The sequence below is a fragment of the Brockia lithotrophica genome, assembly GCF_003633725.1.
GTDB lineage: Bacteria > Bacillota > Bacilli > Thermicanales > DSM-22653 > Brockia > Brockia lithotrophica.
Genome location: NZ_RBIJ01000001.1, coordinates 624386 through 636692, shown reverse-complemented (window position 1 = coordinate 636692; position 12307 = coordinate 624386). Strand labels below are relative to the sequence as shown.

General features: G+C 63.5%; 14 protein-coding genes and 1 other RNA gene. 14 read left to right on the top strand and 1 reads right to left on the bottom strand.

Annotation, left to right across the window (positions count from 1 at the left end; genetic code table 11):
- Positions 1-2 precede the first annotated feature (2 nt).
- The 12 genes from ssrS to C7438_RS02885 all read left to right on the top strand — a co-directional run bounded on the left by ssrS (position 3) and on the right by C7438_RS02885 (position 10192).
- A non-coding RNA gene (ssrS, locus tag C7438_RS02940) (6S RNA) lies at positions 3-189 on the top strand.
- Between the two features lie 298 nt (positions 190-487).
- Positions 488-691, top strand: coding sequence for a YrzR-like zinc ribbon domain (locus tag C7438_RS02935; protein WP_121443817.1), 204 nt, complete (start codon positions 488-490; stop codon positions 689-691).
- 23 nt (positions 692-714) lie between these two features.
- Positions 715-909 (top strand): hypothetical protein, encoded by a 195-nt coding sequence (locus C7438_RS02930; RefSeq protein ID WP_121443816.1) that lies wholly within the window; start codon positions 715-717, stop codon positions 907-909.
- 233 nt (positions 910-1142) lie between these two features.
- Positions 1143-2240, top strand: a complete 1098-nt coding sequence (locus C7438_RS02925; protein ID WP_170143518.1) for an AI-2E family transporter — start codon at positions 1143-1145, stop codon at positions 2238-2240.
- Positions 2241-2678: 438 nt separating this feature from the next.
- Positions 2679-5360, top strand: a complete 2682-nt coding sequence (gene alaS / locus C7438_RS02920) for an alanine--tRNA ligase (RefSeq protein WP_121443814.1) — start codon at positions 2679-2681, stop codon at positions 5358-5360.
- 98 nt (positions 5361-5458) lie between these two features.
- Positions 5459-5797, top strand: a complete 339-nt coding sequence (locus C7438_RS02915; protein WP_121444068.1) for an IreB family regulatory phosphoprotein — start codon at positions 5459-5461, stop codon at positions 5795-5797.
- A gap of 1 nt (position 5798) precedes the next feature.
- Positions 5799-6221, top strand: coding sequence for a Holliday junction resolvase RuvX (gene ruvX, locus C7438_RS02910; RefSeq protein ID WP_170143517.1), 423 nt, complete (start codon positions 5799-5801; stop codon positions 6219-6221).
- A complete protein-coding gene (locus tag C7438_RS02905) occupies positions 6218-6559 on the top strand; it encodes a DUF1292 domain-containing protein (RefSeq protein ID WP_121443812.1) in 342 nt (113 codons plus the stop codon). The genes ruvX and C7438_RS02905 overlap by 4 nt, the downstream gene beginning before the upstream one ends.
- Before the next feature lie 69 nt (positions 6560-6628).
- Complete coding sequence (gene mltG / locus C7438_RS02900) at positions 6629-7717, top strand: endolytic transglycosylase MltG (RefSeq protein WP_147401975.1); 1089 nt, start codon at positions 6629-6631, stop codon at positions 7715-7717.
- Between the two features lie 146 nt (positions 7718-7863).
- Entirely contained in the window at positions 7864-8670 is an 807-nt protein-coding gene (locus tag C7438_RS02895) for a metal ABC transporter ATP-binding protein (RefSeq protein WP_121443810.1), read from the top strand.
- Positions 8671-8729: 59 nt separating this feature from the next.
- Positions 8730-9740: a metal ABC transporter permease gene (locus C7438_RS02890; protein ID WP_121443809.1), complete on the top strand. Its 1011-nt coding sequence runs from the start codon at positions 8730-8732 to the stop codon at positions 9738-9740.
- Between the two features lie 5 nt (positions 9741-9745).
- Positions 9746-10192, top strand: a complete 447-nt coding sequence (locus C7438_RS02885) for a Fur family transcriptional regulator (RefSeq protein ID WP_121443808.1) — start codon at positions 9746-9748, stop codon at positions 10190-10192.
- Positions 10193-10263: 71 nt separating this feature from the next.
- Here the strand turns inward: C7438_RS02885 and C7438_RS02880 are convergent, their stop codons facing one another.
- Positions 10264-10710 carry an Hsp20/alpha crystallin family protein gene (locus C7438_RS02880; RefSeq protein ID WP_121443807.1) on the bottom strand — a complete coding sequence of 149 codons (447 nt, stop codon included), beginning with the start codon at positions 10708-10710 and terminating at the stop codon, positions 10264-10266.
- Positions 10711-10954: 244 nt separating this feature from the next.
- On the opposite strand from C7438_RS02880, the gene C7438_RS02875 reads away from it, so the two are divergent.
- Positions 10955-11209 carry a hypothetical protein gene (locus tag C7438_RS02875; protein ID WP_121443806.1) on the top strand — a complete coding sequence of 85 codons (255 nt, stop codon included), beginning with the start codon at positions 10955-10957 and terminating at the stop codon, positions 11207-11209.
- A 309-nt stretch (positions 11210-11518) separates the two neighbouring features.
- Positions 11519-12298, top strand: a complete 780-nt coding sequence (gene sigK / locus C7438_RS02870) for an RNA polymerase sporulation sigma factor SigK (RefSeq protein ID WP_121444067.1) — start codon at positions 11519-11521, stop codon at positions 12296-12298.
- Positions 12299-12307 lie beyond the last annotated feature (9 nt).

The following is a 12307-nucleotide window of genomic DNA, read 5'->3' as shown; positions in this document are numbered from 1 at the left end:
AGGAGAACCTGGATCGTGCGTGGGTCGTGCCTGTCGCGAACTCGAACACGTTGACTGCCGAGGGAGCCTTACATCTCCGGCGCGGAGCGGAGCCGCTGCGTGCGGAAGGCGAAGGGTCGGAGTGCGGGCACCCACCTACATGGGGACTGCGGGTCGACGGACGGGGACCTACGGCGATCTGGGCCCTACCCGGGGAACGAAGTCGGGCAGCATGTGCTGCTCGCTTTGTTTTATTTTGTATGCGGGGCGCTTGGTCTGTCCGTGTATGGAGGTATACCACCGGGAGAGGATAAGGGAGGGCGTGAGGTCCTCCTCTCCGCACACCGGGCGCTGTACCGGCATACACGGGTACGACGGGTGCACGCGACGAGCCGCGCGAACTTTGTCCTCTTGGGGAATGCACCTATCCTCCGCGTATGCCCGAGGGGGAAAACGGGCATCTTGGGAGCGGAAGCGGAGGAAATCCTGGGTAAGGCAGGGAAGGCCAATGGAGATCCGGTGCCCGGTGTGCAAGGGAAAGAACGTGGGGAAGATCGGGACACACCAGTACTACTGCTGGAACTGCTTCATCGAATTCACCGTCAAAGGGGATCGCCTCACGGTCTACGAAATCGAAGAGGATGGTACGCTCACGTCCCTGAACGACCTCCTCTTCGAGGAAGGCGAAGAAGTCGAAGCGGAGGCGATGTAGTCGAACGTGCGGGAGGTGGGCACATGCGCAACCTCGCCGCGGTCTTTACGCTGGGGAGCGCGCTCGTTGCCCTCGGCGTGTACATCTCCGGTCGTTCTGCTGTCCGACCGCCTACGTTCGGCGAGCGCGTCCGGAATTTCTTCGGAGGAGCGCTTCAGGTTGGGGGCGGACTTGCCCGCGCCCTGACCGGCGCGAGGCGCCTGCGGGTTTTCGGCTAAACAGATGTACGCATCGCGTCATTTGCGGGGCGGAGTTTTCTCCGCCGCCGAGGCGCAAACTAGGGGACGGGAATTCCCGTCCCGTTTTTTGTTTCCTGCTCTTTCCCCTCCCGTGCGGGGATTCTGAGGCGACCTTTTCGGCAGAAAAGAGACGTTTCTGTCCACGGGGCTACTGTTCGGCGGAAATCGCCGCGGATCCCTCGGTTGTTCCTTCGGGAAGGATGACGGGGAAGGTGAAGTCGGTGCAGCTCTTTCGCGGTTCCCCTTCCGAACGGGCGGTGCTTTGGGGGTTCGCGCTCCTTCTGTTGGCCCTACTCCTTCGGGGGGCGCTCCCCGTCCTCACGACCCTCCTCTCTTTCGCCCTCAAGGTGAGCCTCCCCTTCCTCCTCGCGCTCTTCGTGGCGTACCTCCTCGAGCCCGGCGTGCGCGTCTTGGAGCGAAGGGGGTTCGAACGGCGACGCGCGGTTCAGGCCGTGTACGCCTTTTTCTTCCTCCTCGTCGGCTTTGCGCTTGCCCTTGCGGTTTTCCGCCTGGACGAGGTAGCCAAGGGCGTGCAGTCCTTCTTGCATCGCCTCGCCGCATCCTTCGAAGAACTGGGCGACGGAACGGAAGGTCCCTTGGCGGCTCTCCCCCCTTCGCTGCGCGCAGAGGTCCTCCGTTGGGGAGCCCACCTCTACGCCCGCCTTCCCGAGCTCGCCGTCGCCCAGTTGGAAAAGCTCGACAATCTGTGGAACTTCGTCTTCGTTGTCACCCTGTCTCCGTTCATCGCCTACTTTTACCTAGTCGACGGCGAGGCCTTCTTCCGCTTCTTTGCCCTGGGGGTACCGCCGGCATGGCGCGCGACCTTTGCCCACCTTCTGTTTCGGATCGACGGGCGTCTCGCGCGCTACGTGCGCGGGCTCGTCTACGTCGCCGTCTTAGAGGGCATCCTCGTCTATCTGGGGTACCGCCTCGTGGGGTTGCCCTTCGCCGCCGTCTTCGCCGTCCTCACCGCGATATTCGAGTTCGTCCCCTTCGTGGGGCCCGTACTCGCGGCGGGTTTTCCCCTCCTCTACGCTGTACCTTTGGGTTGGTCGAAAGTGCTTTCCGCATTTGCCGTCGTCCTTGTCGCCCAACTCGTGGAAAACAACCTCTTGTCCCCGCTTATTTCCGGGAAGGTCACCGACCTTCACCCCCTCGCCATCCTCACGGCCGTACTCGTCGGCGGAGAGCTTTTGGGCTTTTTGGGGATGGTCCTCGCCGTTCCCGTTTCCCTCGTCGTTCGGGAGGTCGTATTCGCGTGGGATTCTCTTCGCGCCCCGGAGGGGCCCACTCCTTCTCCGGACGGGTAAAAAAGAGCCGCTTTCTCCCTTGCCCATGGTGCAGCCCGTCTCTCCTCAAGGGAAAAGCCGGGCGAACGGAAGTGGCTGCGTCGTTCGGTCGTTGACGGACGGACGAAAACCGGCTACAATGTCCCCAAGGTTCCAGGAGGCTGTAGACGACAACGCGATGAACGACCGAACGCCGCACAAGGCGCTTTTCCAGAGAGGGTCTCCGCGGCTGGAAGGGACCTAAAGCGCCCGCGGCGGGGCCAGTCGGGAGCGGCGGACGATGAGTCCGACGGGTGCGCCCGATACCGCGCGGAAAGAGCCGGTCGCCCGCACGTGCGCCTAAGCGGGCGGCCGAAAGCAGGGTGGTACCGCGAGGTCGCCCCTCGTCCCTGCGGGGAAGAGGGGCTTTTTTGCGTTCTCTCCTCTCTGCGTCGGGCGCAGGAGGGATTCAGACTTCGCGTGTCGAGGGAGGGAAGTTCCGTGCGTTCTTCGGAAATCCGCGCCAAATTCCTCGAGTTCTTCCGGGAAAAGGACCATCTGATTCTCCCCAGCGCCCCGCTGATCCCCCAGGACGACCCGTCGCTTCTCTTCATCAACTCCGGCGTGGCGACGCTCAAGAAGTACTTCGACGGGCGCGAGGCGCCCCCGAGCCGCCGTCTGGCCAGCGCACAGAAGTCCATCCGCACGAACGACATCGAGCAGGTGGGGAAGACCTCGCGCCACCACACGTTTTTCGAGATGCTCGGAAACTTTTCCATTGGCGACTACTTCAAGCGCGAGGCGATCCACTGGGCCTGGGAGTTCCTCACGGACCCGCGCTGGATCGGGTTTCCTCCGGAACGCCTTTCGGTGACGATCCACCCGGAAGACGAGGAAGCCTACGCCATTTGGCACGGGGAGATCGGCCTTCCGGACGAGCGGATCATTCGTCTCGAGGGGAACTTCTGGGACATCGGCGAAGGGCCCTCGGGCCCGAACAGCGAGATCTTCTTCGACCGCGGTCCGGCCTTCGGCGACGACCCGAACGACCCGGAACTCTACCCGGGCGGGGAAAACGAGCGCTACATCGAAATCTGGAACCTCGTCTTTTCCCAGTTCAACCACAACCCCGACGGGACGTACACCCCCCTTCCTTCGAAAAACATCGATACGGGGATGGGGCTCGAGCGCATGGCGGCGATCCTTCAGGGAGGGCGGACGAACTTCGACACGGACCTCTTCCTTCCGATCATCCGTGGGACAGAGGATTTGAGCGGACGCCGTTACGGAAGTTCGCCCGAAGCGGACGTCGCCTTCCGCGTAATCGCCGACCACGTTCGCACTCTCGCCTTTGCCATCGGAGACGGTGCGCTGCCGTCGAACGAAGGCCGCGGGTACGTGCTCCGTCGGCTTCTCCGGCGGGCGATGCGCTACGGGCGTAACCTCGGACTTGACCGCCCGTTTCTCTACGAGATTACTCCGATCGTCGGCGAGATCATGGGGGACGTCTACCCGGAAGTGCGGGAGAAGGCCCGCTTCATTCAGGAGGTCGTGCGCGAAGAGGAAGAGCGGTTCCTCTCGCGCCTCGACGCGGGAATCAAGTTGCTCGAGAAGTACGTCGCCCGCGCGCGGGCGGAAGGTCGGAACGAACTTACGGGAGAAGAGGCGTTTACCCTCTACGACACCTACGGCTTCCCCTTCGACCTCACGCTCGACTACGCCCAGGAAGCCGGCCTCGCCGTCGACCGCGCGGGATTCGAGGAGCGCCTGGAGGAGCAGCGGGAGCGAGCCCGCCGCGCCCGCGGCGAGGTGGATTCCATGCAGGTCCAAGGGGGCGATCTCCTCGCGTTGGACGTAGAGAGCCGCTTCGTCGGGTACGAGACGCTCGAAGTTCCTCGGGCACGCGTGGAAGCCGTCTTCGACCGTGAAGGGCGGCGCGTGCGCGTGCTCGAGGCGGGAGAAGAGGGCGAAATCGTCCTCCACGAAACCCCCTTCTACGCAGAAAGCGGGGGGCAGATCGGCGACCGCGGCGTACTCGAAGGGGATTTCGGCTTCGCCATCGTGACCGACGTGCGCAAGGCGCCCCGCGGGCAGCACCTGCACCGCGTAAGCGTGCGCCTCGGGCGCCTGCGCGTGGGCGACGTCGTCCGGGCCAAGGTCGACGAAGGCTCGCGGCGGGACATCATGCGCCACCACACGGCCACCCACCTCCTCCACGCCGCCCTCCGCCACATCCTCGGGACGCACGTCGTTCAGGCGGGTTCCTACGTGGGCGACGCCTACCTCCGCTTCGACTTCACGCACCCACGTCCTCTCACGCGCGAAGAGCGGCGGGCGGTAGAAGATTGGGTGAACGAACAGATCTGGCGGGCGTTGCCGGTGAACACCTTCTTGAAGCCGCTCGAGGAAGCGCGCGCCATGGGCGCCATGGCCCTCTTCGGCGAAAAGTACGGAGAGATCGTCCGCGTCGTGGAGATCCCCACCGCAAGTCTCGAGCTGTGCGGGGGGACCCACGTCGCGAACACGCAGGAAATCCTCCTCTTCAAGATCGTCTCCGAGACGGGCATCGGTTCCGGTGTGCGCCGCATCGAAGCCGTCGCTGGGCCGCACGCGTACCGCTTTACGAACGAGCGCCTCGCGCTCTTGGAGGCCGTTGCCGACCGCCTGGAAGTCGGCGTCGAGGAGATCTTGCCGCGCCTCGAGGCCCTTGCGGAAGAGCGAAAGACCTGGGAGCGCGAGCGCGAAGCGCTTCTGGGCCGTTGGGCGCGCCTCGTCGCCGCGGGTCTTCTCGAACGCGCGGAGACTCTCGTCTCGCCGGCTCTGGACGGCGAGCGTGTGGAACTCGTTACAGGCGTCGTGGACGTCCCCGACGCGGACGCCCTACGGATCGTGCTCGACGCGGTGAAGGAAGGCGTCTCCGGACGCGGGCGTCCCTACGCGATCGCCTTGGGAGCCACGCCGGGCCCGAACCGCGTAAACCTCCTCCTCTCCTTTTCTCCTGAACTCGTCGCCCGGGGTTTCGATGCGGGGAAGCGCGTGCGCGAGATGGCGAAGTTCGTCGGAGGAGGGGGCGGCGGACGCCCCGACCTCGGCCAGGCCGGCGGTCGCGATCCTTCCGGGCTTGCGGAGGCGCTCCGTTCCGTGCGCACGTGGTTCGCCTGACGCCCTAGCATTTTCGGGGACGAAATAGAAATCTTTACTTGCTGGAAGAAAAGGTCTATGATGAAATCGACCGCCCGGAGCCGAAGGGGGGAGACCTGATGGAGCCTACGGATCAGACCCGAACTTTTTCCTGGGGCGAGGGAGGAGAGGCGGATCTCGTCCGGGACATCCTAACGGATGTCTACGCCGCCCTCGAGGAAAAGGGGTACGATCCCGTAGGACAACTCGTCGGGTACCTCCTTACGGGCGAGCCCGCGTACATTCCCAGGCACCGCCAGGCGCGGAACTTGATCCGCAAGATTCCGCGCGATCGGCTGCTCGAGTTCCTCGTCCGCGACTACCTCACGCGCGAGGTGTATCCGAGGCTTTCTCCCTCGGCCGGCACGTCTTCTCCGGACGAGGGAAAGGGTCCTTCCGCTCCCGGGGAGCGTTCGTGACGTGGGGAGGGTCCTCGCCCTTGACGTGGGGACGCGGACGATCGGCGTCGCGGTAAGCGATCCCCTCGGGATCACGGCCCAGGGGTTGGAGACCATTTTTCGGCGCGGCGGAAACGAGTACGCCCGACTTCTCGAACTCCTCGAGAAGTACGAGGTCACAACGGTGGTCATCGGCTACCCGCGTCACCTGGACGGTCGCCCCGGAGAAACGGCGCGGCAAGCGGAAGACGTCGCCCGCTTCTTGGCCAAACGAACCGACGTGGAGATCGTCTTTTGGGACGAAAGGCTCACCACGCAGGAGGCGCTCCGTGCCCTTCGGGAGGCCGGGGCTTCTCCTGCGCGCAAGAAGGAGCGCAAGGACGTCCTTGCGGCGCAGCTCCTTCTCGACAGTTACCTTCGCAGGCGAAAGGGAGGAACACCATGAGCGAAGAACAGGAACGGCATTCCCACCACGACCTGACGTTTACCTTCGGCCTCGACGCCGACGACTTCGAGGACGTGCTCACCCTCGTCGACGAGGAGGGTAACGAGCGCCAGTACGAGGTCATCTCCCAGTTCCACGTCGACGAGACCGGCAAGGACTACATCCTCCTCGTCCCTCAGGACGCGGAAGAGGCGGAGGACGAGGACCAACAGGAAGTTCTCGCCTTTCGCTACGAAGAAAACGAAGACGGCCTCGTCCTCTACCCGATCGAGGACGAAGCCGAATGGGCGGTCGTCGAAGAGGCGTTTGACACGCTCATGTCCCTGGAAGAGGAGTGATTTCGGGGCGCCGAGGAGCTCCGCCAGAGAGAGGCCGGCGGGCAACTCACGGGAGAGGAGAGGACGACCTTGGGACGGAAGGGACGCCGTTGGATGCTCGGGGCGGCCCTCTTTTTTCTTGTCCTCGCCCTAGCAGGGTTGGGTGGATCGTACGCTTGGTACCGCGCTTCCTTGGCGCCTCCCGCGGACGGTGGGGTTCCGTATCCGATCGTGGTCGAGATTTCCTCCGGGATGAGCTCCCGCGACATCGCCGAACTCCTCATGCGCGCGGGCGTGATCCGAAGCGCCCCGGCCTTCCTCCTCTACCTGCGCCTAGAAGAGCCTTCCGCTGTGCTGCTCGCGGGGCGCTACCGCTTCGAGGCGCCCACTTCCGTGCCGGAAGTCGTCCGCATCCTTCGGGAAGGGCGCACGTATGTGGAAACGGTCACGTTTACCGTACCCGAGGGGTTTACGGCGGAAGAGATCGCCTCGCTCCTCGAAGAAAAGGGGCTGTGCACGCGCGAGGAGTTCTTGTCCGAGGTTGCGCGGGGTTCCTTTTCGCTGTCGTTTTCGGACGACGTACCTTCTCCCGATGAACGTTCGGGTCGCAAGTACCGTTGGGAAGGGTACCTGTTTCCGGATACGTACACGGTTCCGAAGGATGCGGGTGCCCACGCGATCGCGGAGCGTATGCTCCAGCGCTTTGCCGAGGTCTTCGATCCCGCGTGGCGGGAAGAGCTGAAACGCCGGGGAATTTCCCTCGACGAAGCCGTAATCGTCGCCTCCCTCGTGGAACGCGAGGCCGTCGTCCCGGACGAACGGCCGAAGATCGCCGGCGTAATCTACAACCGCCTTGCGCACAAGATGCCCCTCCAGATCGACGCGACCGTAGCCTATGCCCTCGGCGATCCCCATCGGCAGAAGATCGGCTACGACGACCTCGGAGTAGACCATCCGTACAACACGTACCGCGTCCACGGCCTTCCCCCGGGGCCCATCGCCAATCCCGGACGGGAGGCCCTCAAGGCCGCCGTCTTTCCGGAGAGCCATGAGTACCTGTATTACGTGACCAAAAAGGACGGCAGCGGTGAACACTACTTCGCGCAGACGTACGAAGAGCACCTGGCGAACATCCGGCGTAGCGAGGAAAACGCCCGCCGCCTTTCCTCGGGCGCGTGACGCGCGAGGCGCGCGCCCGAACTTTACGCTCTTTTGCCGACGTGGTACAATGAATTTGAAATCGTAACCGTTACGATTTGGATTTTTCCGCCTCCCCGGTGGCGGGAGGCATTCGATCGCCCGAGGCGCGGGAAGGGGGGATTCGGATGTCTCATTTGGAGGTGCGCACCGTTCCTCCGACGTTCGGGAAGGCCGAGCCGGTACTTGAACTTCGCGGGATCACCTTTGCCTACGATCGCATTCCCGTACTCGAAGACGTTTCTCTGACTTTGCACCGCGGTGAACTCTTGGGTCTCGTGGGGCCGAACGGTTCCGGGAAGTCCACGCTCGTGCGCATCGCCCTCGGGCTTCTCCGTCCGGACGCGGGAAGCGTGGCGTGGTTCGGCTTGCCTTTGGAAAAGTTCCGCGCGTGGTCGCGGGTGGGGTACGTGTCCCAAAAGGCGGCGAGTTTCAACCTCGGGTTCCCCGCTTCCGTAGAGGAAGTCGTCACCATGGGCCTCACGGGGAAGCTCGGCCTGTTCCGCCTCCCGGGACGACGCGAGCGGGAAAAGGTACGTGAAGCCTTGGAGACGGTGGGGATGGCCGACTTTGCCGACCGCCCGATCGGCCGCCTTTCGGGCGGGCAACAGCAGCGCGTCTTCATCGCCCGCGCCCTCGTATCCGATCCCGAAGTCCTCATCCTCGACGAACCGACGGTCGGGGTAGACGTGCGATCGGAAGCGGAGTTTTACGCCCTCTTGGAAAAGCTCAACCGCGAACGGAAGCTCTCCATCCTCCTCGTCTCCCACGACCTCGGGGCGGTTTCGGAGCGGATGCACACGGTCGTCGTCTTGAACCGCCGCGTGTTTTTCGCCGGAAGTACGGCGGATTTCCGCGCCCGCTGGGAGAGCGTGCTTCGCGAGGCGTACGGGGAACTCATGGTGCCCGTCGCGCACCGCGCGCTAGGTTCATAGACCGACCCGGATTTGAGGCGCGTGCGGCGGACGAGTGCACCGGGAGGTGACGCGTAAGGATGCGCGAATTTCTGGAAGCCCTCCTCACCTACCGCTTTTTGCAAAACGCCTTGCTTGGCGGCCTTCTCACGGGATTTGTCGCGCCCCTCATCGGCACGTTCGTGCTCGTCCGGCGCCTGCCCGTGATCGCCGACGCCCTCGCCCACATCGCCCTTCCCGGCGTCGCCACGGGGATCATCCTCGCGTCGACGTATCCGTGGTTTGCCCACATCGATCCCGTGTACTTCGGGATGCTCTTTGCCCTCTTGGCGATGCTCTTCATCGAGAAGTTGCGCGGAGCGTACCGCTCGTACAGTGAGATCGCCATCCCCATCGCCCTTTCCACGGGCGTGGGCTTTGGTGTGGTGCTTTTGAGCATCGTCCGCGGGCTCAACGTGGACGTCTTTGACCTCCTCTTCGGGAACATCCTCTCCGTAACTTCGGCGGATCTGTACCGCATGGCCTTTGCGAGCGCGGCGATCCTATTCCTCGTCGTCCTCTTTTACAAAGAACTTCTCTTTCTTTCCTTCGATGAGGACACCGCCCGCGTTTCCGGCGTTCCCGCCGAGTTCGTGAACTTTTTGTTTGCCGTCCTTCTCGCCCTCGTAATCGGCGTCGCCCTCAACGTCGTAGGGATGCTCCTCGTCTCCGCCCTCATCACGCTGCCCGTGGCTACGGCCGTGCGCCTCGCCCGAAGCTTCAAGGAGACGATCCTTCTGAGCGTCCTCTTCGGGGAATGGGCCGTGCTCACGGGAACAGTGCTTTCCTACACGTACAACCTCGCCACGGGGGGTACGATCGTCCTCGTCGCCGCGCTCACCCTGCTCTTCGTCCTTACGGGAGAAGGGTTGGGGAAACGCCTCCGCCGTCGGACGACAGGGGAAGCCCCACGCCCCCTTGTCCGCAGTGCGAACGTGCCGCTTTCGCGTGACGACGAAGGTGTTGCGTCCTTCGAAGCTTCGCGGGGACTCGTCCGCCTTTCGCCCCTCGGACCTTCGAACGGAGAGGCCGCGGACGGGAAAGGAGGCTGAGGACCGTGCGCGTAGAAGAGGCGCTTCGGCGCTTAGAAGATGAGGGCTACAAGGCGACGAACAAGCGCGAGGCGATCCTCCGCACTTTGGCCCGCGAAGACCGCTACCTTACGGCTAAAGATCTCTTCGCTCTCCTGCACGACGACTACCCTTACTTGAGTTTCGATACGATTTACCGCAACCTCCGCCTCTTTGAGGCGCTGGGCATCGTCACGTCGATCGAGTTCGACGGCCAGCGCCGCTTTCGCCTGCGCTGCGATACCGAGGAGCACCACCACCACTTCATCTGCATTCGCTGCGGGGCGACGATGGTCATCCCCGGTTGCCCGTTGGATGTCCTCCCGCTGAACGGGTTGGATCCCGACGTCCTCATCGTCGACCACAAGTTCGAGCTCTACGGGTTGTGCCCCCGCTGCCGCAAAGAGGTGGGGGACGTGACGGCCGTCGTCTGAAGCCGCCAAACCCGAAACCCGCAAAACAAAGGCCCCTCGGCAACCGGCCGAGGGGCCTTTGCGCGGTTGGGTTACTCGATGACGATCTCTCGGCCCTTGGGGGGCGTACGCTTGAGCTTGGGAAGCGTGATCCGGAGCACCCCGTTTTCGAACGAAGCGGTGATCTTTTCCTCGTCCACGTTTTCCAACGCGAAGTGGCGTTCGTTGCGCCCGCGGTAGCGTTCGCGGCGGATGTATTCGCCCTTTTCCTCCGTGATGTCCTTGTCTTCTTCGACAACGATGCTCAGGACGCCTTCGTCGTACGTCACGCGAATGGCTTCCTTCGGGACACCCGGGAGTTCCGCCTCGACGATGTAGGCATCCTCCGTTTCGCGGATGTCCGTACGGAAGCTACGGGGGACAAACGGCACGAGGAAGAAGTCTTCGTCCAGAAGACGGTCCATGAGGGAGCTAAACTCGTCGAAGACGCTCCGCACGTCCCGGCGTTTCCGGTCGCGGAAAGGTACGATCCCGAACATGGCCCATCCCCCCTTCAGCCGTAAGTTTGTCCCGCAATTATCAAAATATCACAGATGGCACCATTTGGCAAGGAGTGCGGGCGCCTTTCGGGCGGACGTACGCCGCCGGGACAGAGGTCTTTCGCATTTGCCTGGGGTTTCTCCCGTGGTATACTGAGTATGAAACCCATTTTCACCGTACGCTTGCGTTCACCGGCAGACGCCTTAACCTCGCCCGCGGGAATCGGGCAAAGGGGGAATCGCCGTGACGCCCGGAAGCGTTCTCGGCATCGCCATCGTCGCTTTGGCCTTGGCCTTTTCGGCGCGAACCCTCTGGCGGACGGCGAAAGTCTGGGCCGACGCCTTGCGCGGCGGCGACCCGTGCGCCACTTGCCCTTTGCGCCAAAGCTGTCCCCGGGCGGGGGGAGGTTGTTCGCCGTTTGGGACGAGTTTCGACCTCTCCCTTCCTCCGGCGGGAGGAAATCCGCCAAAGTCCCCCCGTACGTTCGGAAAGCCTTAATCCGTCGCCCGGGCGCCAGAAAAGCGGCCCGAAAGGCGTTTTGCAAGGCGCCGCATATCGGTGCGGCGCCGTTTTCGTTTGGTCGGAAGTCGGGCTTCGTACGTCTGCAATCGGCTAAGACGGCGAGATGCCGCGCCTTTGCCTGTGCGGCGAAGGTTTTTCGCATGCGGAGCTGGGAATCGTGGCGCGCGAGGCGCTCGAGACGTCTACTTCCTCGTATCCGTGGAGGGATTCCGGCGGTTTCGGGCTTCTTCCTTCGTGAGTCGGGATCATAGAGATAAACGAAGAAGCCCGCCGGAGGTGGAAGCCGTGGATTCCCTCCTGCACTGGTTTTTGTGGGTCGTCCGCGAACTCAAGTACCTGATCGGACAAATCCGGCAAGGCTCTTTCCCCCATCCTCTTCCGGAGGAAGAAGAAGAGGAATACGTCCGGCGGATGCTCGCCGGCGACGTGGAGGCGCGCAACCGCCTCATCGAGCACAACCTTCGTCTTGTGGCGCACATCGCCAAGAAGTTCGAAACGAGCGGGGAAGACCCCGACGACCTCATTTCTATCGGCACGATCGGCCTCATCAAGGCGGTGGAGACCTACTCGCCAGACAAAGGAACAAAGCTCGCGACCTACGCGGCTAAGTGCGTAGAAAACGAGATCCTCATGCACCTGCGCGCGACCAAAAAAATGCGGCGCGACATCTCCCTCTTCGAACCCATCGGTACGGACAAGGAAGGAAACGCCCTCACGCTTATGGACGTCCTGCCGCGCGAGGAGGGCGACGACTTTGAGGAGCGCATCGCGGTTCGCATCGAACGCGATCGCCTAGAGGCGTACCTCCACGTCCTCGACGAGCGCGAACGTGAGGTGATCGTCCGCCGCTTCGGACTTACGGGAGGTGAGGAAGAGACGCAAAAGGATGTCGCCCGCGCGTTGGGGATCTCCCGCTCGTACGTATCGCGGATCGAAAAGCGCGCGCTCATGAAACTCTACCACGCCATGTTCCGCCAGACGCCCACAGAACGGCCGACCTTCGGTGGGGTAGGAGGAGAGGGGCATCCCTCTGCCGACGAGGGAGAAGACAAAACGGACGGCTGACGGCGGACG

What these genes read in the sequence shown, in the direction of transcription:
- C7438_RS02915 (WP_121444068.1), top strand. Translation starts at nt 5,459, where the DNA reads ATGGAGCCTACGGATCAGACCCGAACTTTTTCCTGGGGCGAGGGAGGA.
- C7438_RS02890 (WP_121443809.1), top strand. Translation starts at nt 8,730, where the DNA reads ATGCGCGAATTTCTGGAAGCCCTCCTCACCTACCGCTTTTTGCAAAAC.
- C7438_RS02905 (WP_121443812.1), top strand. Translation starts at nt 6,218, where the DNA reads ATGAGCGAAGAACAGGAACGGCATTCCCACCACGACCTGACGTTTACC.
- C7438_RS02930 (WP_121443816.1), top strand. Translation starts at nt 715, where the DNA reads ATGCGCAACCTCGCCGCGGTCTTTACGCTGGGGAGCGCGCTCGTTGCC.
- C7438_RS02935 (WP_121443817.1), top strand. Translation starts at nt 488, where the DNA reads ATGGAGATCCGGTGCCCGGTGTGCAAGGGAAAGAACGTGGGGAAGATC.
- C7438_RS02895 (WP_121443810.1), top strand. Translation starts at nt 7,864, where the DNA reads ATGTCTCATTTGGAGGTGCGCACCGTTCCTCCGACGTTCGGGAAGGCC.
- C7438_RS02880 (WP_121443807.1), bottom strand. Translation starts at nt 10,710, where the DNA reads ATGTTCGGGATCGTACCTTTCCGCGACCGGAAACGCCGGGACGTGCGG.